The following is a 20,809-nucleotide window of genomic DNA, read 5'->3' as shown; positions in this document are numbered from 1 at the left end:
GCTATATTCACTCCTCATCCGTTAATATTTGTTTAGCCTCCCACATTCTTTGCAGGGCTGTAAAAACCTCCACAAACAAGAACAAACCGGTAAAGCCCAAGAGCCAGGAAGGAAACAAGGTCATCAAGGAAAATAAAATAAAACCTTCCGTTCGTTCTGCTAAGCCTGCCTGATAGTAGAAGGATTTCAGCCCCTTTTTATCTGATAAAGCCCCTACTGTTAAAAAGACCGTCATAGAAAAGACGATGGCAGCGGTTAATAAAAGAAGCAAAAACTGGGCCTCTGGATATCTTGCGGCGAGACCAACGATTACCGACAATTCGACGATCCGGTCAAATGTAATATCAAGAACTGTTCCCCAGGAACTTGTTTTTTTCTGTTTTCTCGCCATTGCCCCGTCGACAGCATCGAGGTAGCCGGAAATCCATAGCAGGATCACCGCTAAAACCGGCTGATCGTAGTAGATCAACACCCCCGTGACGGAACCGATCAAAAAAGCCGCCCAGGTCACCTGATTTGGTTTTAAACGGAGCCGTAGAAGAACGGTTGCTGTTGAACCGATCATCGGCTCTACATACTTTCTTGCATGTGTGTCTAGCACTTGTTGTTCCTGCCTTTCTAGGCCGAGGGTCTGGCCCCCATAGCTTAAATAAGGGAAGATTTCCTCTTATTTCTCTTAATTTGGGTGAATCCTCAATTTAAGGGGAATTTCTCCCCTTATTTTCGGATGAAGCGCAAAGCCTCCTGATTAAACGCAAGGAGAACAGATTCCCCCACCGACCAGGCATAAGAATCTTCCATCCTTTGCATCACTTCTAGACGTTCTTTCCCAATTTCCACTTTCAAAGAAGAGAACCCAGGGACAAAAGCGATCTGTGAGATGGTGCCAGGGAGCTCTTCAGCCCCCGCGACTCCCCCTTTTCTCATGCGAATCGCCTCCGGCAGAATCATCAGGTATCCCTCCAGATCCTGCCCATGCAACTGCAATTCAATCACACCGGAATCTGACACAAACCTCCCTTGCTTCACACGTCCTGCGATCAAATTGCGGATCCCCAAGAGTTTCGCTGTCTTCACGTTAACGGGCTGTTCGTAGAGCTTTCTCGGTTCATCCAACTGGACCAGAACACCCTCATCCATGATCCCAATGCGATCGGCTAGGTAGAAGGCCTCCCGTGGATCGTGCGTAACAAAAAGGATCGTGACCCCGAAACTGCGATGAATTTCCCGCAGCCAATCCCGCATTTCTTCCCTGGTCGTGGGGTCGAGGGAACTAAAAGGCTCATCCATTAAAAGCAGTCTGGGCTGTGTCACCAAAGAGCGGCCAAGAGCTACTCGTTGCTGTTGCCCCCCACTCAACTGACTGGGATATCGCTTTTCGAACCCGCTCAGGCCCATTTTCTTTAGGATTTCCATCCCCTTGGCATTCCGTTCCTGTTTGCCGATTCCTTTCATTTTCAATCCAAAAGTGACATTATCGAGAATATTCATATGGGGAAAGAGAAGCGGCTGTTGAAAGACCATGGAAAAACCCCTTTTCTCGGCAGGTAGCCCAGAAATTGGCTTCCCGTTTAGAAAAAGGTCTCCGCGGTCAGGCATCAAAAGGCCAGCAATCAGTTTCAGCAGTGTTGTTTTCCCTGATCCTGATTCGCCGAGTAAGGCAAAAAACTCGCCTTCTTGCAACTGCAAGTCATCGACAAGAAGAATAAATTCCCGATCTGTCTGATATTTTTTCTCCAGTTTTTCTATCATTAACAAAAGGTGCAAAGCCCCCTTTTTTAAGGGTCAGATCCCAGTCGAAATTTGCTGAATATAAAACCGAACCATTGAAGGGTTAGGTAAATATTTCTTCAGTTGAATTCGGCAAATTTCGACCGGGTTCTGACCCCGTTCACTTACCGATGTTAATTAACCCTTCTATACGACCATTTTAACAAACAATCAAGGATAAATAACGCCAAAAATGCCATCCCGATAAAAAGAAGTGCATAGGCAGCTCCCAAGGCTGGATCTCCTCCGCTAATAAACGGAAATAAGAGAATCGGCAATGTAATGACTTGCCCCCCTCCGATCAGAAAGGTAATGAGGTATTGGCTAAGAGAAACCAGAATGCTTAAGCTGGAACCGGCAAGAATTCCAGGAAGTAAGAACGGAATCACGACATGAATCATCCGTTGCAGCCCATTGGCCCCGAGCATGCGCGCTTGTTCCTCCCATTCTGGACCTACCGTCCGATAGCTTGAAAGGAGCGCCCAAATCATATACGGAAGGGTCGGAGTCAGGTGGGCCAGGATCAGGCCTGGTAATGATTCCGTCAGCCCCAACCGAATGAAGGTAAAGTGGATGCCCATTAAAGAAACAAAGGGCGGGATGACCAAAGGAGCAAACAGAATGATCTGGACAATCAACTTCCCCTTAAGAGGAAAGCGGATCAGACCGTAGGCCGCCGGAATCGCTAATCCCAGATTGACTATCGTCACACCACATGCAATGAGTAAACTGTTGAAAACCGCGATTCCTGTCTGTGATTGACCCGAAAAAAGATATTCCCAGGAACGCCAGCTGATCTCTGCAGGCCATAACATCGGCCAGCGCCAACCGGCTGAGAGGCTTGTTAAGACAAGCGGAGCAAGGAAGAACAAAATCCCCAGCACAACGAGAAACTTGATGATTGACAGCTTCATCCCCTACCACCCCTTCCATCCCTGGACACTCCATCTTTTGCTCCATTGATAGGCGATCCATCCGAGGAATCCCGTTGCTACAGCCAACAGGAAGTTTACCGCCAAGGCGAGAGGTCTTTCTTCCAGGGAGCCGCTCAAATAGGTTTGATAGGAGAAAACCGAAAGCGTCTCCGGGAAAGTCACTCCTAACAAATAAGGCACCTCAAAAGCGGAGAAGGTAAAGGCTAAAACAATTAGCGCGGAAGCCAACCAGGCTGGCAGGACTAAAGGAAGAACGATCTCGCGAAAGAATGAAAGCCTGCTGGCACCAAGCGTTTGTGCGACTTCTAACCAAGATTGATAAATCCGGGCAAGCACCGGGTAGACCATTAAAGCAATAAAGGGTGTTTCCTTCCATATATACGTAAGAATGACCCCCCATCCAAAAGGATCATTCACCAAAATAGGAAATTGCTCTATAGAGTCAATGAGTCCAAAAGCATGTAGCCACCTGGACACCCACCCGCTCTGCATAAATAAAAGAATGACTACGTAACCTGCAATAAAGTGGGGAACAAGCAGGGCAAACTGTGTCATTCTCTGCCACTTATAACTTAATCGCAATAACCCAAGGGCTGTAAGGATTCCAAGTACAGCTGAAATGAGTGTAGAAATACCCGCCGTATAAAAGCTTAGCCAAAAAGACTTCCAAAAAGCTTGATCAACTAAGAGCGTCTGGTACCATTCAAATGTAAAAGAAGATCCTCCACTTATAGAAAATAAACCAAGACTTTGCAGCAAGCCAAGGGCCAGGCCGCCAAAAAATAAAAGCAGCGTAAGCCCTACGGCAGGCATAAGCAAAAGATAAGGTCTAATCTTTAGCCACATTTGTTTTCCATTCTTTCTCCAGGTAATCCACATAATCCGCGTGGATCTCAGGAATTTTGTGCTTAGCTAGTGCTTCTGCAGGCAGCGTGGCCACCCCGCGATCAATTGAATTAATTTGCTGTTGTTCTTCTGTCGATAATTTGGATGGTTCAAGAACCATATCTTCGCCCCAATGCCGTGGGTCAAATTTTGCAATTTGGGCCTCTGGAGAAAGTAGATAGTTAATTGCTACCATCGCAGCATCTGGCTGTGCTGAATTAAACGAAATGGAAAGATAATGAGCATTAGCTAAAGTTCCCTTATCCAATACAAACGTACGAGTGGATTCCGGAAAGGTCCCCTTCTTGATTTCGTTAGAGGCCCTTGCCGCATCATACCCCATGGTCATCCACACTTCCCCCTGGGAATAAAGCAAATCCAACTTGGCCAAGCTTTCCGGATAGGTCTCTCCCTTTCTCCATAAATCAGGTTTGATCTCATTTAAATAAGCCCACGCCGCTTGAGACTTTTCATCCATTATCTGTTGGTCAAAAGGCTTCAGAAAATCCTCATACCCGCCAGAAGTTTCAAATAAGACATGGCGTAAAAACGCACTTCCCGTAAAATCAGGGGGTGCTGGATAAGTGAACTTTCCTGGATTTTGCTTGATCCAGTCTTTTAGTTCATCTATAGTTTTAGGCGGCTCAGCCACGTGCTTGGAATCATAGATAAAGACATATTGTGCTTTCCCCCAAGGAACTTCCATGCCTTCTGTATCTATCCCAAAATCATACTGCAAATCAGGCGCACCCATCGCCACATAGTCCTGTACGTTTGGCAACTTAGGAGCAATCGACCCAAATAAAAGTTGATTTTCTTTAGCGATTTTGAAATTCTCACCGTTCAACCAGATGATATCCACACTTCCATTGGTTTTGCCGGCCTTCTTTTCTGTTAATAGCTGATTGATGACATCTTTTGTATCATTAACAGGCACCCTTTTTAAGGTAACCCCTGATTGTTCCTTTAAACGAGGGGCAACCCATTCGTCGATATAGCGGTTAATTGAATCGCTTCCCCCCCACATATACAGCGAAACGGTCTTCCCTTTCGCCGTGGAGGAAATTTCCTCCCAGCTTTTCTCTAGAGGGGTGGTTTGCTCACTAGGTTGTGATTTTTCCTGATCTTGGCCCTGGCTTGTGCACCCCGCCATTAAGGCTACTAAAACCGAGAGAATAACTGATGTAAATATCTTTCTAAGTATCACGGTGTATCGACTCCATTTACTATCTATTTTTCGGCAGATCCTCTGAAAGTTTATTCTTCGCTGATCGGAAAACAGTCGGCAGCAGTATTAGACACAACACAAACGCCACAGCCAGGAAGAAGGTCGTGGAGAAGAGGTTGTGAAAAGAGTGACCCAAAAAATTGTAGGCAAAAGCCCCTGGGATAATGCCAAGAATCGTCCCACCTGCATAGTCACGAAAGGAAATCTTGGATAGACCCGCCCCGTAATTCACAGCATCAAAAGGAATCAAAGGGATTAACCGAAGGATGAAGATCGTCTTAAAACCATTTTCCCCTGATTTTTCATCCCAACCACGGATTTTCTCCCCCATCCAGTATTGGGCAGCCTCCCTCCCCAGTTTTCGCGATAAGCCAAAGGCCAGAAAGGAACCCAACGAAGCCCCGATCAAATCATAAAGGGTCCCCCACCATGGACCAAAAGTTAATCCTCCCGTTAAGGAAAGAATGACAGCTGGAAATAAAAGCAGGGGACGGATCGTATAAAGAAAAATATACAAAACTGGCGCCCACCATCCAAAAGATAGAATATAGTCTCGAATCTCCGTAGGGTCGAGAACCTTGTATCCAAAGGATCGGAGAAGCAGGAAGCCAGCTATCACGATAAATAAAAGAACAAAAAACTTTCCTAGCTTTCTTTTATCCATGTCTTCCTCCTAACTGCCAGGAAGTTCGCTTTCCTTGCTAATTGTGAAGCAAAGAGGATCTCTTCTTCCAAGCGGCGATTAAGATCGCCAAACAGATCACAATAATAAAGACCCAGAATAAAATCTTCACGGATCCTGAAGCCGTTTGCCCTAAATAGGAATAAAGAATGGTTGCAGGTGCCTGCCCAATTCCGGTCGCAACAAAGAACCCCCAAAATCTCATTGATGTTAATCCAGCTCCATAGCTGACTAGGTCAAACGAAACAATGGGCAGCAAACGCGCAAGCAACACGGAATGTTTCCCATAACGATCAAAAAACTTGTCGGTCCAGTCCACTGCACTTTTACTTACTAATTTCTCCACAACCGGGCGTCCCAGTGCGCGGGCAATCCAATAGCAGAGGGCAGCTCCAAGCATAGCACTGCTCCAGGAGAGCAACCCACCCCAAAAGGCACCAAACAGCATCCCATTGGCAAAGGTAATTACAAAAGCGGGAAGCGGGGCAACTACAGACTGCAGGATCATTAAAACGGCAGATAAAATTGGAGCCCAGATCCCAAAGGATTGGAGATAATTTTTAAAAGCCTCGATGTCCGCGGAAGCTAGCTTTGCACTCGCTTCGTTAACAAAATAACGGACACCTGGTTGGACCAGATAAAGAAGTACAAAAACAAAGGCTACTGCCAGAAGCAGAGCGATTTGTGTGCGTTGTTTTTTTGTCACGATTTTTCTCCCCATTTTATGAAGTTTTATTTTTTGATACTGCCAAGAAACAACAGCGCCCAGCACCAAAAGAACGATCAGCAGAATATTGACTTGATTCAAGGTTAAAAATGTCAGCTTAAATCCGTCACGAAGCGTCGAGGCAGGAACAATCGTAAGTGCATCCCAATCAAAACGGTTGACGATCAGGATGATTAGCAGTGCCCCAAGAAGGATAAGCCAGACCACTTTTTTATTTTCCCAATACGTCCAACGATCCAGCTGATACATTTGGTTTAACAGATAAATGATTACTGCAAAGATAACGAACGTAGGCGAAAGAGCCCCCAGATCAGCACGCATATCCAGCCAGGTTGACTGAATCAAAAGACTAGCCAAACCCAATCCAGCAATCGTTGGCAGCAATATGGCATTGAGAAGTCCGAGAAGCCCCTTCCACCATCGTGTCGATGATCCCATTATCTTTCCTCTTTCCGTTTAAAGTATAGAAATCAAGGCATAAACCTAATGTTTATGCCTTGGTGTCTGATTTCGTTTTTATTACGACAACTTAAAGGTAACCACTACAGGAGTTCCGTCTGCAGGCAGAACATCCTTATTTCCTCTAAATTCAACTTCCTTGTTGGCAAATTCCCCTTGCATATGTGAGCTGTTGCTTGTAATTCCTACTGGACAGCTGTCAAAACATGCAAGACACCCTGTGAAAGCTTCAATGGAGCGTTCACGATTTCCGCCAAATTTATATTGAATCGGTTTGCCGGTTGAATCGTTCACTACCTCAGACATCGTAAATTCCTTTGGTGCGCCATCCCATGTCACTGTTACATCCACATCAGACCCTTCAATCTGTTGTCCAGCTGTGTCAGGCGTCAGGTTATTTCCGGGCGTACCCCCAATTTCCACCATCGCATCATGAAAATTGGTTGGGTTAGCGAAGGAAGTGAACAGTGCTTGATCCCCGTATTTTCCTTCAGAAAAATTCAAACCATGACGAGTAGGCTCAACCGTATACTTTCCATTAACCGTTGCATAAACCTTAATGGTTTTTGCTTCTTTATCGATCACTAGCGGATGCTCTTGGCTAACTTCGACCCCTTCTTCGGCTACAGTAGGTGTACCTTTTATGCCTTGCTCTCCGCCTCCAGACCCTGCTCCACATCCAACCAAGGAAACACTAAGCAGACCTGCTATGAATAGACTCATTAATTTTTTCATGAAATGATAAACTCCCTTCAAAATCTCTAATATATTGTTCGAGTGATTAACACCATTGTATATGTGCCAATATATATTATACATAAGACTAAATTATATTCCAGATAATTTTTGGTTATGGTGCATATAAAATAGAGGACCACCTCCCAAACGGTAGTCCTCATTTCTCTTCTTCGACTAAAATTTTAAATACCCAGCTTCATCAAACGCCAACTCCTGCGGCTCCCCAATCACTTCCACATGTTCGAGCCCTTTCACCTCATCTAATAGGTTGGAAGATATCAAGAGATGTTCCAAATGCAGTGTATTGGGAATGCACATGATCCGCGCATTTTCCGATTGGATCCCCCACGTTGCCCGAAGAGCTGCCGTAAAGGCTTCGCGGTCATTTTCCATGACGATTGGGATCATCGCCCGATGAAGAAATGTACTTGTGATGACATTTTCATTCATTTTCTGGTAATCAATTTTATCAAATAAACGCTTCGTGGTTAAGTCAGCCAAGCCTATCCCTAAGGCGTTTCCATGGGTTTCTTCACTTAAATCGCTGGCGATCAGGTATTTAATCCGGGGTGATGCGGGTTCCTCGGTTCCAAGAATGCGAAGACGGCCGATAATATTGGTATCCATTCCTGTCCCGCTAAAATTTTTGCCGATCTCACCGACCCACAGAAGATCCAGTTCTTCGATGGGAAGCTTGGGCATAAGCGCAGCAGACTCCTTCAACAATTCCCTTTCCCTCTGAGGGATCTGCGCTGGTAGAATGGCTTCAATTTTGGCAGTTTGCTCGAATGCATTTTCAATAATCCCAACGCCGCACAGGATTTGGCATTTCTCCAAAACAACCTTGGCGACTTCCGGCATCATATCACGAATTCCCTGCACGCCGTAAGTATGGATGGTTAAAGCCTGCTTGTGCTTACCAAGTCCAATGGAAGCCATCTTCATCAGGCCGCTTTCGATTCCGATCGGTGATTTAAAATCGGTATGTACCTTGATTCGGCCGACAATGATGATCGCATCGGCTTCAGAAGCATATTTGTCGATATAGACAGGCATCCCTGCCGGGGTTTCCCCTACTTGCACGACTTCCATCGAGGATAAAATTTTGGCTCCGCAGTAATCCTCGGTTATTCCATAACTATGGAGGACTTCTACCTGCCCTTCGGCAGTTGCCCCACCGTGGCTTCCCATTGCTGGAATAATGAAAGGATCTGTGCCCATGCCTTTTAGCTCTGCAATCAAAGCCTTCAAAATACGAGCAATATTAGCCACACCACGGCTGCCTGCAGTGATAGCTATCCGCATCCCTGGCTTTACCCGGTCGCGAACTTGAATATTCCTTAATTGCTCGGCAACGGTGGCATCAATGTTTTCCACACGAGGTCCATGAAAATGTTGTTTAATTTTTACAAAGGTTGGCAGTTTCATATCCATCTCGCGCCCCGCCCTATTTATCAAGTAATTTGAACAGAGCCTGTGTGCCGCTGTTCTCTTCACCTTGTGATGCCAACTCATCATAGAGGGACTTGGATAATTCTAATCCAGGTGTGCTTAAACCCATTTCCTTAGCCGCTTCTAAAGCAATTCCCATATCCTTGATAAAATGCTTCACATAGAATCCAGGGTCAAAGTTGCCGGCAATCATCCGCGGAGCCAGATTGCTCAACGACCAGCTTCCTGCAGCTCCTGTTTCGATACTCTGGAGCACTTGCGAAGGATCAAGTCCTGCCTTTTTCGCGTAAACCATCGCTTCACAAACACCAATCATATTGGATGCGATCGCGATCTGATTGGCCATTTTCGTATGCTGACCAGCACCTGCAGGTCCCTGTAAAACAATGTTTTTCCCCATTAACTGGAAGATAGGCAGGATCTGATTAAATACTTCTTCATCCCCACCGACCATGATCGCAAGTCTAGCTTCCCTTGCTCCAACATCCCCACCGGAAACAGGGGCATCCAACGCATACATGTTCTTTTCCTTTGCCTCTTTATAGATCTTCTGTGCCAAAGATGGATCAGATGTAGTCATATCAATGAGATATGTTCCTTCTTTGGCATTTTGCAAGATACCATTTTCCCCTAGATACACTTCCTCTACATCCTTCGGATACCCCACGATCGTGATGATCACTTGCGAAGAGGAAGCAACTTCAGCTACAGTATCCTTCCAGTTTGCTCCTTGCTCTATCAGATCTTCCGCCTTTGATTTTGTACGGTTATAAACATTTACTGTATAGCCCGCCTTCATAATATTGGAGGCCATACTCTTTCCCATTACGCCTAGTCCAATAAACCCAATAGCTGTCGTACTTGGTTGAAGCATTGATTCAATCCCCTTTTTTCTTAATAGTTGTCCACTCTGCTTGTCCGCATGGTTTATTATACCAAAATTTTGAATAGATTAAAATCCTTTCGACTTGCCGGGCCAATAGATAATGCGATATGATTACAAAAAGAAAATTATATGTAGGATGCGATAAAAAATGGAAAAGAAAACAATCTTTTCAGGTATACAACCTAGCGGTCTGATTACTTTAGGGAATTATTTAGGTGCTCTAAAACAATTTGTGGAGCTTCAAGAAGAGTTTGAATGCTATTTCTGTATTGTAAACCAGCATGCTATTACGGTTCCCCAAGACCCTGCAACACTTCGGCAAAACATGCGGAACTTAGCAGCTCTTTATCTTGCAGTGGGGTTAGATCCGCAAAAGGCGTCGCTGTTTATCCAGTCGGAAGTCCCTGCACATGCGCAGCTGGGCTGGATCATGATGTGTACCTCCTATGTTGGGGAATTGGAAAGAATGACACAGTATAAGGACAAATCACAAGGCCGAGGGGAAACGATCCCAGGTGGTCTATTGGTTTATCCGCCTTTAATGGCAGCAGACATCTTACTTTACCAAGCCCACTACGTTCCGGTTGGAGAAGACCAACGCCAGCATATTGAGTTGACCCGTGATTTGGCTGAGCGGTTCAACAATCGCTATGGAGAAGTCTTCACCATTCCAGAAATCCGCACGCCGAAATTTGGTGCACGGATTATGTCTTTACAGGAACCAACCAAAAAGATGAGCAAATCGGATCCAAATCAAGGGGCTTTTATTTCGATGTTGGATGATCCGAAACTAGTTGAGAAAAAAATCAAACGGGCACAAACCGATTCCGATAATCAGATCCGTTTTGACAAAGAAAACAAGCCGGGCGTTTCCAACTTAATGACCATGCTGTCTGCTTGCACCGGGCAGTCCATGGAGGAAATGGAACAGGCTTACCATGGGAAAGGGTATGGCGCTCTGAAAGCGGATGTTGCTGAGGCAGTCGTGAATTTACTGCAGCCAATACAGGAACGATTCAACAATTGGATGGAATCCAAGAAATTGGATGATGTCCTGGACGATGGGGCTGCGAAGGCCAACCAGAGAGCCAATGAAACCTTAAGAAAAGCTGAGCAAGTGATGGGTCTATCAAGATAAGGAATAGAGGCTGAACCGAACTTTGTTCACCAGCATATAATGAAGCAAGGAGATGCTGCAGTCACGATTGGTGCATCTACTGTTTAATGACAGGTGATCAAAATGGAACACAACCCCAATCATTTTAAATTTATTCGTGTACCACAAAGTACGGTTTGGGGCCTTTTTACTAAGCTGTACCGACTTCTCCGAAAAAAATGAGAAAAGAGGATACTCCATGTTGAGTATCCTCTTTTTTGTATTGTATTATTGAAACTCTCTGGACAGGTTAGCCATTTCAATCGCGGAAGTAGCTGCGTCCCATCCTTTGTTACCCGCTTTTGTACCGGCACGTTCAATCGCCTGCTCAATCGTATCGGTTGTCAACACACCGAAAATAGTTGGCACCCCGGTTTGCAAACCAATTGCCGCGACCCCTTTTGCCACTTCATTGGATACAAAATCAAAATGCGGGGTGGCTCCGCGAATTATGGTGCCTAAGGTAATCACCGCATCATATTTTCCGCTTTCCGCCATTTTCTTGGTGATCAGGGAGATTTCAAAAGCACCTGGAACCCAGGCCACTTCTACATCGTCATCTTCTACCCCATGTCTTTTTAATGCATCTAAAGCCCCACTCAACAGCTTGGAGGTAATAAACTCATTGAAACGTCCAACAACGATACCAAATCTTAAACCTGATCCTACAAGATTTCCTTCATATATCTTTGCCATTTCTCTTTTTCTCCTTTTTTCTACAGGTTCAACATATGACCCATTTTATTTTTCTTTGTTTCTAAATAATGCTCGTTATTTATGTTGCGGCCGGTTTGCAGCGGTACACGCTCCACAACCTCCAGCCCATAACCATTCAATCCTTTAATTTTCTTCGGATTATTAGTCATCAAGCGGATTTTGCCGACACCCAGGTCTCTTAGAATTTGCGCCCCAATTCCATAATCGCGCAAATCTGCGGGGAAACCTAGCTTTTCATTGGCCTCTACGGTATCATAACCTTCCTCTTGAAGCTTGTAGGCTTTCAGTTTGTTGATCAAGCCGATGCCTCTTCCTTCCTGACGCATATAGAGCAGTACGCCATTCCCCGCTTCTTCAATCATTTCCAATGCCCGATCAAGCTGTGGTCCACAATCACACCGCTCAGAATGGAAGATATCCCCTGTTAAACATTCGGAGTGTACACGAACCAGGGTTGGCACATTTGGATCAATAGTCCCTTTAACCAGAGCTAAATGTTCCTTTTCATTCACTTCATTAGTGTAGGCTATCATTCGAAATTCGCCAATTTTTGTCGGCATTGAGATTTCGGCAGCACGATGGACTAACTTGTCTTTTTGAGTGCGGTATTTGATAAGCTGCTCGATAGAAATAATCTTCAAATCATGTTGTTCAGCCATCTCCATCAATTGAGGAAGGCGTGCCATCGTCCCATCTTCCTTAATGACTTCACAAATCACTCCGGCTGGATACGCCCCACAGAGTCGAGCTAAGTCCACAGCAGCTTCCGTATGCCCTGCTCTCCGTATAACCCCGCCACCCTTAGCAATAAGCGGAAAAATATGGCCGGGCCGACGGAAGTGAAAAGCTTTCTTGTTTGGGTCAATAAGGTCCTGGATGGTCTTCGATCGCTCAAAAGCAGAGATCCCTGTGCTCGTATCGAAAGCATCGACGGAAATGGTAAAGGCTGTTCCGTGTGCATCCGTATTATGTGTGACCATCGGTTCTAGCTGCAGTTCTTTAGCCCGTTCTTCAGTAATCGGGACACAGACAAGCCCTTTCCCGTATGTGATCATAAAATTGATCACTTCCGGTGTTGTTTTTTCTGCTAACGCAATCAGATCTCCCTCATTCTCCCGATCTTCGTCATCGACGACGATAACCGGCTTACCTTGCATTAGATCATAAATGGCTTCCTCCACTGTATGGAACATCTATTTTTGCACCCCCTAGATAAACCCGTGCTGTTCTAGAAAGTCACGGCTAATCTTTGATGTTGTTGGTTTTTTTGCCTGAATAAATTTTTCTATATATTTTCCGATCATATCGCATTCTAAATTCACCAAGTCACCAATCCCCAGGTCTTTCAATGTCGTCATCTCTTGGGTGTGGGGAATAATCGAAACGGTGAAATGATCCGTTTCTACATCCAAGACGGTTAAACTGATTCCATCGATCGTAATTGACCCTTTAGGTATTAAATAGTAAAGCAAAGATTCCGCGGTCTGAATTTGATAAACCACCGCATTCCCGTAATTGGTTTTCCCTGCTATTTTTCCTGTCCCATCGACGTGTCCAGAAACAATATGCCCGCCAAACCGCCCACCAGCCTGCATAGCCCTCTCCAGATTGAGTTTGCTGCCGACGGAAAGGGCACATAAATTGGTTTTATCAAAAGTTTCCGGCATCACATCGACTGTAAACTGATTCCCATTAAATGAAGTTACGGTTAAACAAACCCCGTTTACAGCAATACTGTCCCCTAGCTGCACTTGATCAAGCACGCGGTTGGCCCCAATCGTCAGCACAAGCCAGTTTGCCCCTCTTTTGATGCCTTTCAACACGCCGATTTCTTCAATAATTCCTGTAAACATTTATTCCCTCCATTCCGGATAGCCCTCGATGCGTAAATCCTCTCCAACCTGTCGATAGGTCATCCGGGTCAAACGAATAGCTTGATCCATTTCCTGCACGCCGAATCCGCCAATCGGAGTAGGAGCGTGTTCTCCTCCCACCAATTTCGGAGCGATATAGCTCACGATCTTGTCAACAGCCATTTCTTTTAGGAAGGAGGCATTTACCCGGGCTCCCCCTTCCACCAGAAGGGAGGAGATTTTTTGTGAACCCAAGTGGGTGAGCATCTGGGGGATCGGTATTCCCCGTTCTCCATCTTCTACCGGCAAGGAAATGACCTTGACTCCCCTTTTTTCCAAGGCCTGGACCTTCGCAGTTTCCTCTGCTGCAGTTGTGGTGGTGTAGATCCAGGTTTCCGCTTCCCCATCTCTGACGACTTTCGCATCGAGGGGTGTCCGTAAGGTCGAATCGAGGACGATCCGAATCGGATTGTTTCCTCCCTGTGGAAGCCGTATGGTTAATTGCGGGTCATCCTTTCGCACCGTTTCCACCCCGACCAAAATGGCTTGGTTGGTATGCCTCATCTGATGCACCTCTTGGCGTGCTTCATCACCCGTGATCCAGCGGCTGCTTCCGGTTTCCGTTGCAATCTTGCCATCTAAGGTCATTGCGGTTTTGAGCGTGACAAAAGGCATTCCAGTGGTAATGAATTTGTTAAAAACCTCGTTCATTAAGTTGGACTGTTGCTCGCAAACCCCTGTCACCACTTCAACCCCGGCGTCACGCAGCATGGCTGCCCCTCTGCCTGCAACGAGGGGATTGGGGTCTAAGGTTGCAATCACAACCTTTGCTACCCCAGCTTTCATTAGCGCTTCCGCACAGGGCGGGGTTCGTCCATAGTGGCTGCAAGGCTCAAGGGTAACATAAACCGTTGCCCCTTTTGCCTTCTCCCCTGCCATTGCGAGGGCATGAACCTCTGCGTGTGGTCCCCCTGCTTTTAGATGGGTGCCGATTCCCACAATTTCGCCATCCTTGACAATGACCGCCCCGACCTTCGGATTCGGTTGAGTCTGTCCTTCGATAGCGCTAGCCCATTGCAAGGCAAGGTCCATATAATATTGGTCGTGTATGTGTACGGTCAAGACCGCTTCAACTCCCTTACAAAATTAAATGCCCTTTCACAATTGTAAAAGGGCATTGATTTTAGCATGGACAAATAAAGTATGGCACATCTCATTTTTGCAGACCCAAATAAACCGGTTAAACTGCAATAAACGGACCGTTCATACTCTCACCATTCACCCTTCTCCCATCCAGACTGTACTGTCGGTTTTGGAATTGCACCAAATCAGCATCGGTTGATCACCTCAGCTCACGGACTAAGGGACTTGTTCTAGCCCCATCACCGCCGGTCGGGAGTTTCACCCTGCCCCGAAGGATTCTATTTAATTGTATCGTCTATCTATTCTACCATGAAAATTTACAGAAAGCCAATACTTGGTCATGCAGATGGAAAGCTTGCTCCTTATGATTAAAAATATTTTTCCAACAATCGGTAAAAACTAAGCAGAGAAAACCCAAATTTTCCAAGCTCCAAGGGAGGTGTTACCAATGATGGAAGAATCCATTGTGGTCTTTGTTCGAGCCGTTATTACTTTTATGACCCTGCTCATCTATACGCGGATTCTTGGTAAACAGCAGATGGGCAATCTATCCTATTTTGATTACATTAACGGGATTGTGATTGGCTCCATCGGAGGAACAGCTGCGACTGACCTCTCTTCCACAGCCTGGGTCCATTGGGTAGGACTTACCACTTTTGTTGGTCTTACCTTCACCTTCCAATACGTAACTTTAAAAAACAGGTTTTTGTCAAAAATGATTGATGCCGAACCAACGGTTGTTGTTCAAGACGGAAAAATTCTTGAGCATAATCTATCAAAAATGAAAATTAAGTATGATGAGCTAACCATGTTGCTGCGGCAAAAAAATATTTTTGACATTACCCAAGTTGCCTACGCGGTGATGGAACCTACGGGAAGTCTGTCTGTTCTACCAAAGGCCCAATACCAACCTGCTACACCACAAGACCTGCAAATCACTGTTAGCCCGGCAAAAATGATGACAGAGGTGATTATTGATGGCTTGTTGATTGAGCAGAATTTACAGCAACGCAAAAAGGATCGCGAGTGGTTAAAGCTGCAACTTCAAGCACAAGGAATTGGTGACGTTAAAGAAGTAGCCTTCGCCGCGATTTTGCCAAATGAGCAGTTGTATGTTGACCGTTTTGAAGATCATATCAAAAAAGAATCGGATATGAGCGATTACAAGGGACCCTTCTAGCCCTAAAGGACACCTACATGGTTTGTAGTGCACAAACCAACAGAAGGAGGAGAAAACATGCCAAGAAAATGGTTAGTATACGCACTCCCGATTTTTATCCTTGTTGTCAGTGTAGCTGTTATGACAGGCGGATATTTTCTGAAAAAACCCTTCGGTGAAGATGATCGCTTAGTGGAGTCTATTCAGCAGTTAGAGAAGGATGTCAGAGAGAAAAAATGGGACCATGCCAAAGAACATGCCGAATACGCCAATAAGGCCTGGCATAAAATCGTCAACCGCATTCAGTTCAGCAGTGAACGGGATTATCTAATTGAAATCAATACGTCTTTGGCGAGAATACGGGGCGGCGTCGAAGCAAAGGATGATAAAGGGATCATGGAGGAGATTTACCTTTTTTATGATCTATGGAAATATTTGGGGAAGTAGCTTGGGTGTTGATTTTCGCGGCTTTTAGCCACTATCCCTTTCTGTCAGAAACAGGAATGATCTGGGAGTTGTCCAAAAGAGACAATTTCTTTTTCGTTCAAAAAAGAAAGGGCGCAAGCACCCTTTCCTGTTTTTCTTACGCATGAACCAATTCGGGCGTCTGCATATGAAGAGGAGGAGGGATCAACCAACCCTTTTCTTTGTTCATGCGAAGTAGTCTTGCCCCAAACTGGACCTTGCTGGCATGGAATTGGACAAACATCGTTGCGATGTCTTCTCGGATGCATTGTCCAATTACGGAGCTACAAGAAACAAGGCCCAAAGCGATGTCTCTTGAGATTGCACCAGCCACTTCCATATCATTAATTCTCGCACCCGGAGGGATATTTTCAATGGAAGCCTCCGGACGGTCAGGTGGGGTAGGCGGTAGAGCGACACCATTTGCCTTTAACAAATTTTCAAGTTGTTCAATTTCTTGTTTGCTACTTCTTAATACATCTTTGATAAAACCCTTGAGATCCGCATCACCCGTATGATTTAGAAATACTTGATAACCTGCATTGAGTGCTTTTGTTGTTAATAAGTACCCCCAGACACCGGACACTTCCCCATAGTGCATTGGCTCATCTTGCGGATTTCCACTTAAAATTCCCATAATCGTCCTCCCAACACTTGATATTGTTTGCATATCCATATGGGTTCACCTTCTTCAATGTTTTCACCCAACAGTAGTATGAGCCGCAAAACAGGAATCCAACGTGACAAAATCCTCCAACACCCTCAAGAAAACGAAAAGGGTACCACTTTAGGCACCCCTTACTTTTTTAAGCGAATCGTTTGTTTTCGTGTCAGCAGTTCGTCCTTTAGGAGGAATCCGCGGAATTCCCAGCTGACGAAAAAGTCTTCCCAGATGACGCAATAGTTGTCTACGCCTATTTGCAGCACAATCCCCCTTGCCCCATCTTTGGAGTAAACGACGCAATCGCCCACATTCAGCATTCGGCTCACCCTAATCGGAAGACAATGCCATGTCCGCCCTTGGGGTATTCCCACTTAATGTTCTCGTGGGGGCAGCCAATCCGACAGCTTCCGCATTCGTGACAGCCTTCATAGCCAACGTGCATGCGTACTTCCTCCCATTTGTAAACCTCGGCCGGGCAAAAGATCGTACAGATCTTATCCGGGCACTGTGTGAGACAGACATCTGAGCTAAGAACATGAAGATGGGATTTCGTATCGGCCTTAAACCTCAGCAAGTACTGCTTTTCCTCAATGGTCACAGCCTTTTTCTCCGCACTCATTACTTCATCACCCTCCAGGCTCGAACTAAATCGCGAGCGATTTTCATTTTTTCACCTGCAGACCCGATGTCCTTCCAAATTTTGTTCTGCTTCTCCTTCTTTGATGATCCATCAACTGTAAACATTTGACTGGCGGCTTGATTCATTAGTGGAATATACTTCTCGAAGTATTGGGGGAACTTATCAAAATGGTGTGTGGCATCTTTGTACTTCTTTAGATCTTTTCCGACAAAGCTGTCCATGAGCTTCATCCGGTAATGGTCAAGCATATTCTCCGAATAATCTCCAGTCATCTTTGCCAATAGAATCGTTTCCGCGGCAAGAATTCCGGATGTCATCGCCATGTTTGATCCCTCGCGATGAATGGCATTGACTAGCTGGGCTGCATCCCCCACTACAATTACACCATTGCCAACGATTTTTGGCATAGAATGGTACCCCCCTTCGGGAATCAAGTGGGCTAAATATTCTTGCGGCTCGCTTCCCTTGATATAGGGCTTGATCATCGGATGGTTTTTCACATATTCGAGAAGTTCATAGGGTTTAATTTTGTGTTTAATCAATCCAGAAAGAAGAGTTCCTACGCCAATACTCAAGGTATCTTTATTGGTATATAAAAAACCTGTGCCTAAAATCCCTTTCGTTGCATCACCGAAAATTTCAATCGTACATCCTTGGTTCGGTTCTAAATTGAAGCGATCCTCGATAATCGCCTTATCTAGTTTCAATATTTCCATCGTAGCCAGCGCGACTTCATTCGGTTTGAATTCCTTATGAAAACCAAGCTGTTTGGCCAACAGTGAATTCACACCATCCGCCAAAACAACGACATCGGCATAGATCTCCCCGTCAGGTCGATCTGTACGTACTCCGATCACACGGCCGTCCTCCACAATACATTCCAATACGACCGTTTCGTTAATGAGCAGCGCCCCTTCTGCTTCGGCCTTCGAAGCGAACCACTGGTCAAACTTAGCCCTTAGCACGGTGAAATTATTGTATGGTTCCTCGGCCCATTCCAACCCCTTATAGCCGAAGGTGAGGGCTGATTCTTTATCAAGCATCATAAACCGCTGCTCTACGATGGGACGCTCTAGTGGGGCCTCTTTATAAAACCCGGGAATAATATCGTCCATCATCTTTCGATAGAGGACACCGCCCATGACGTTTTTCGATCCCGGATATTCGCCGCGTTCAATTAATATAACATTCACACCTGACTTCGCTAGATGATAGGCGCATGATATCCCGGCTGGACCTGCTCCGACGACGATCACATCAAATTTATCAGGCATTCTTAACCTCCTCTGCGGTCAGCACGCGTTTAAACTGTTCAATTAACATCGGCACAATTTCGAAAGCATCTCCGACGATTCCATAGTGACATGAATTAAATATTGGGGCGTCTGGATCTTTATTGATCGCAATAATCAATCCCGAGTTTTGCATCCCAACCAGATGCTGAATCGCTCCAGAAATGCCGATCGCAAAATAGATCTTCGGCGTAACGGTGACACCGGTTTGGCCGACTTGATGATGATGTTCAATCCACCCTGCTTCAACTGCATCCCGGCTGGCACCAACTGTTGCTCCTATCGTTTCGGCAAAGTCATGAATGAGCCCAAAACCCTTGGCATCCCCTAGCCCCTTCCCACCTGCCACAATAATGTCGGCTTCATCAATTCGCACTTGTTTTGTCGCGGATTTAACGATCTCCAACACCTTTGTTCGTACATCCTCTTCCCGAATTGAAATTTTTTCTTCAATAATCTCCCCTTTTCTTCCAGGTATGGGGTTCATTGCTTTCATAATTTTCGGGCGCACCGTGGCCATTTGCGGCCTGTGTTTTTTACAGAGAATTGTAGCCATAATGTTTCCTCCAAAAGCCGGACGGCTTGCCTGTAGTAGTCCAGTATCCGCATCGATATCTAAAATCGTGGTATCTGCCGTCAACCCCGTCGCCAAATCAGTGGCGGCTGCACTAGCCAAGTCCTTACCCGTGGAGGTTGCTCCATACAGAATGATCTCTGGTTTATGTCTGTTTGTGCATTCAATGATCGCACGCATATAGGTTTCAGTTCGGTATAGCTTAAAAATCGGATCATCGTATACATAAACAGCATCTGCCCCATACTCAAAGGCGGTATTTGCCAGTGGTTTCACCCCGTACCCAACCAAAATCCCGGACAATTCCACTCCCCGCTTTTCCGCGAGTCTTTTTCCGGCACCAAGAAGTTCTAATGAAACGGGTACAATCTTCCCATCCTTCACTTCAATAAACACCCAAACACCTGAATACTCTGCAATATTCATGAGGCTCCCCCCTTCACGGCAAAAAGCTCCTTCTTCTGCAGCAGAATGTCCATCAACTGATCGACCTGACTATTTACTGGCCCCTGCAGGATTTCCCCACCTTGTGGCTTTGGCGGAGCCCAGACGGAACCAACAATGGTCGGTGACCCCTTCAGGCCAAGCTGAGTACGATCGACATCTTCCAGGTCGCTCACAGCCCAGATTGTTGGCTGGTAACGGGCTGCCTTAATCAGGTTGGGCATAGGGGAATAGGGAACTTCGTTGATTTCTTTTTCCACGGTTAACAGGCAAGGAAGCGTAGATTTCACCACCTCATACCCGTCCTCAAGCTTCCGATGGACGACTGCCGAACCCCCTTCTTTATCGATCTCCACCACCTTGTTGACCGAGGTTAGAGGCGGGATATCTAATCTTCGGGCGATTCCCGGGCCTACTTGACCTGTATCCCCGTCGATTGTCATTTTTCCACAGATGATCAAGTCAATCGGTCGAATCTGAGAAATCTTATGAAGCGCCTTTGTTAATGCATAACTAGTCGCCAGGGTATCCGCCCCAGCAAAGGCTCGGTCAGATATCATGTACCCTTCATCCGCGCCAATTTCTACACATCTTCGAATCGCTTTTACAGCCGGAGGTGGACCCATCGTTAGAACAGTCACCGTTCCACCGTAGCGCTTTTTCAGTCGCACAGCCTCTTCCACCGCATGGGTATCATACGGATTTAAAATAGCTGGTGCACTTGCCCGGTCAATCGTATTCGTTTTTGGATTCAATTTGGCCACTTTCGTATCTGGTACCTGTTTAATACAAGCAACAACATGAAGCACCCAAGCATCACCCTTTCCCGTTTTCTGTTTCCCAAAGGCTCAGTATGTTTCAATATGAGTTTGTACTTTGGTATTATATAGAAACTTTATTCAACACGGAGTGACTTTAATCACTTTTCTGAATTTATTGA

At 45.7% G+C, this 20,809-nt stretch carries 23 protein-coding genes and 1 riboswitch; of the genes, 3 read left to right on the top strand and 20 right to left on the bottom strand.

Features of this window, described 5'->3' with window-relative positions:
* Positions 1–7: 7 nt before the first annotated feature.
* The 10 genes from J2Z37_RS15445 to J2Z37_RS15400 form a co-directional block, all read right to left on the bottom strand.
* On the bottom strand, positions 8–601 hold the full coding sequence (locus J2Z37_RS15445) for a CDP-alcohol phosphatidyltransferase family protein (RefSeq protein WP_209811177.1): 594 nt from the start codon (positions 599–601) through the stop codon (positions 8–10).
* A gap of 116 nt (positions 602–717) precedes the next feature.
* Positions 718–1,752 (bottom strand): ABC transporter ATP-binding protein, encoded by a 1,035-nt coding sequence (locus tag J2Z37_RS15440; RefSeq protein ID WP_245203845.1) that lies wholly within the window; start codon positions 1,750–1,752, stop codon positions 718–720.
* A gap of 152 nt (positions 1,753–1,904) precedes the next feature.
* Entirely contained in the window at positions 1,905–2,684 is a 780-nt protein-coding gene (locus J2Z37_RS15435) for an ABC transporter permease (protein WP_209811175.1), read from the bottom strand.
* 3 nt (positions 2,685–2,687) lie between these two features.
* Positions 2,688–3,551, bottom strand: a complete 864-nt coding sequence (locus J2Z37_RS15430) for an ABC transporter permease (protein WP_209811174.1) — start codon at positions 3,549–3,551, stop codon at positions 2,688–2,690.
* Positions 3,535–4,797: an ABC transporter substrate-binding protein gene (locus tag J2Z37_RS15425; RefSeq protein ID WP_342453843.1), complete on the bottom strand. Its 1,263-nt coding sequence runs from the start codon at positions 4,795–4,797 to the stop codon at positions 3,535–3,537. Before J2Z37_RS15425 ends, J2Z37_RS15430 begins: the two co-directional genes overlap by 17 nt.
* Before the next feature lie 19 nt (positions 4,798–4,816).
* Positions 4,817–5,482, bottom strand: coding sequence for a TVP38/TMEM64 family protein (locus J2Z37_RS15420; protein ID WP_209811173.1), 666 nt, complete (start codon positions 5,480–5,482; stop codon positions 4,817–4,819).
* A 37-nt stretch (positions 5,483–5,519) separates the two neighbouring features.
* Positions 5,520–6,665, bottom strand: a complete 1,146-nt coding sequence (locus J2Z37_RS25565) for a TVP38/TMEM64 family protein (protein ID WP_245203830.1) — start codon at positions 6,663–6,665, stop codon at positions 5,520–5,522.
* A gap of 81 nt (positions 6,666–6,746) precedes the next feature.
* Positions 6,747–7,421, bottom strand: coding sequence for a YdjY domain-containing protein (locus J2Z37_RS15410; protein WP_209811172.1), 675 nt, complete (start codon positions 7,419–7,421; stop codon positions 6,747–6,749).
* Positions 7,422–7,598: 177 nt separating this feature from the next.
* Positions 7,599–8,858: a nickel pincer cofactor-dependent isomerase, group 22 gene (locus J2Z37_RS15405; RefSeq protein WP_245203829.1), complete on the bottom strand. Its 1,260-nt coding sequence runs from the start codon at positions 8,856–8,858 to the stop codon at positions 7,599–7,601.
* A 13-nt stretch (positions 8,859–8,871) separates the two neighbouring features.
* The gene (locus J2Z37_RS15400) at positions 8,872–9,759 is read right to left on the bottom strand and encodes an NAD(P)-dependent oxidoreductase (RefSeq protein WP_342453844.1); all 888 of its coding nucleotides are present in this window, start codon (positions 9,757–9,759) and stop codon (positions 8,872–8,874) included.
* Between the two features lie 151 nt (positions 9,760–9,910).
* On the opposite strand from J2Z37_RS15400, the gene trpS reads away from it, so the two are divergent.
* Positions 9,911–10,900 carry a tryptophan--tRNA ligase gene (gene trpS / locus J2Z37_RS15395; RefSeq protein WP_209811170.1) on the top strand — a complete coding sequence of 330 codons (990 nt, stop codon included), beginning with the start codon at positions 9,911–9,913 and terminating at the stop codon, positions 10,898–10,900.
* Between the two features lie 246 nt (positions 10,901–11,146).
* Here the strand turns inward: trpS and ribH are convergent, their stop codons facing one another.
* From ribH to ribD, 4 genes are read right to left on the bottom strand one after another with little or no spacing between them, the layout of a single operon-like run.
* The gene (gene ribH / locus J2Z37_RS15390; protein ID WP_209811169.1) at positions 11,147–11,614 is read right to left on the bottom strand and encodes a 6,7-dimethyl-8-ribityllumazine synthase; all 468 of its coding nucleotides are present in this window, start codon (positions 11,612–11,614) and stop codon (positions 11,147–11,149) included.
* A gap of 20 nt (positions 11,615–11,634) precedes the next feature.
* Complete coding sequence (locus J2Z37_RS15385) at positions 11,635–12,828, bottom strand: bifunctional 3,4-dihydroxy-2-butanone-4-phosphate synthase/GTP cyclohydrolase II (protein ID WP_209811168.1); 1,194 nt, start codon at positions 12,826–12,828, stop codon at positions 11,635–11,637.
* A gap of 15 nt (positions 12,829–12,843) precedes the next feature.
* A complete protein-coding gene (gene ribE / locus J2Z37_RS15380) occupies positions 12,844–13,488 on the bottom strand; it encodes a riboflavin synthase (RefSeq protein WP_209811167.1) in 645 nt (214 codons plus the stop codon).
* Positions 13,489–14,610 (bottom strand): bifunctional diaminohydroxyphosphoribosylaminopyrimidine deaminase/5-amino-6-(5-phosphoribosylamino)uracil reductase RibD, encoded by a 1,122-nt coding sequence (ribD, locus tag J2Z37_RS15375; protein ID WP_342453842.1) that lies wholly within the window; start codon positions 14,608–14,610, stop codon positions 13,489–13,491.
* 155 nt (positions 14,611–14,765) lie between these two features.
* Positions 14,766–14,911: riboswitch (FMN riboswitch) on the bottom strand.
* A gap of 168 nt (positions 14,912–15,079) precedes the next feature.
* On the opposite strand from ribD, the gene J2Z37_RS15370 reads away from it, so the two are divergent.
* Positions 15,080–15,811 carry a DUF421 domain-containing protein gene (locus tag J2Z37_RS15370; RefSeq protein ID WP_209811166.1) on the top strand — a complete coding sequence of 244 codons (732 nt, stop codon included), beginning with the start codon at positions 15,080–15,082 and terminating at the stop codon, positions 15,809–15,811.
* Positions 15,812–15,868: 57 nt separating this feature from the next.
* Positions 15,869–16,237 (top strand): DUF4363 family protein, encoded by a 369-nt coding sequence (locus J2Z37_RS15365; protein ID WP_209811165.1) that lies wholly within the window; start codon positions 15,869–15,871, stop codon positions 16,235–16,237.
* A 136-nt stretch (positions 16,238–16,373) separates the two neighbouring features.
* On the opposite strand, the gene J2Z37_RS15360 is transcribed toward J2Z37_RS15365, so the two are convergent.
* The 6 genes from J2Z37_RS15360 to J2Z37_RS15335 all read right to left on the bottom strand — a co-directional run bounded on the left by J2Z37_RS15360 (position 16,374) and on the right by J2Z37_RS15335 (position 20,678).
* The gene (locus J2Z37_RS15360; protein WP_209811164.1) at positions 16,374–16,892 is read right to left on the bottom strand and encodes a DUF3231 family protein; all 519 of its coding nucleotides are present in this window, start codon (positions 16,890–16,892) and stop codon (positions 16,374–16,376) included.
* Positions 16,893–17,053: 161 nt separating this feature from the next.
* Positions 17,054–17,236, bottom strand: a complete 183-nt coding sequence (locus J2Z37_RS15355; protein ID WP_209811163.1) for a hypothetical protein — start codon at positions 17,234–17,236, stop codon at positions 17,054–17,056.
* Positions 17,237–17,241: 5 nt separating this feature from the next.
* The gene (locus tag J2Z37_RS15350) at positions 17,242–17,538 is read right to left on the bottom strand and encodes a ferredoxin family protein (RefSeq protein WP_209811162.1); all 297 of its coding nucleotides are present in this window, start codon (positions 17,536–17,538) and stop codon (positions 17,242–17,244) included.
* Complete coding sequence (locus J2Z37_RS15345; RefSeq protein ID WP_209811161.1) at positions 17,538–18,833, bottom strand: FAD-dependent oxidoreductase; 1,296 nt, start codon at positions 18,831–18,833, stop codon at positions 17,538–17,540. Before J2Z37_RS15345 ends, J2Z37_RS15350 begins: the two co-directional genes overlap by 1 nt.
* Positions 18,826–19,851, bottom strand: a complete 1,026-nt coding sequence (locus J2Z37_RS15340; RefSeq protein ID WP_209811160.1) for an electron transfer flavoprotein subunit alpha/FixB family protein — start codon at positions 19,849–19,851, stop codon at positions 18,826–18,828. The genes J2Z37_RS15345 and J2Z37_RS15340 overlap by 8 nt, the downstream gene beginning before the upstream one ends.
* Positions 19,848–20,678 carry an electron transfer flavoprotein subunit beta/FixA family protein gene (locus tag J2Z37_RS15335; RefSeq protein ID WP_209811159.1) on the bottom strand — a complete coding sequence of 277 codons (831 nt, stop codon included), beginning with the start codon at positions 20,676–20,678 and terminating at the stop codon, positions 19,848–19,850. Before J2Z37_RS15335 ends, J2Z37_RS15340 begins: the two co-directional genes overlap by 4 nt.
* Positions 20,679–20,809: the final 131 nt, after the last annotated feature.

The organism is Ammoniphilus resinae, assembly GCF_017873965.1.
GTDB lineage: Bacteria > Bacillota > Bacilli > Aneurinibacillales > RAOX-1 > Ammoniphilus_A > Ammoniphilus_A resinae.
The sequence above is the reverse complement of the archived record's forward strand: the minus strand, read 5'-3'. Positions and strand labels throughout refer to the sequence as shown.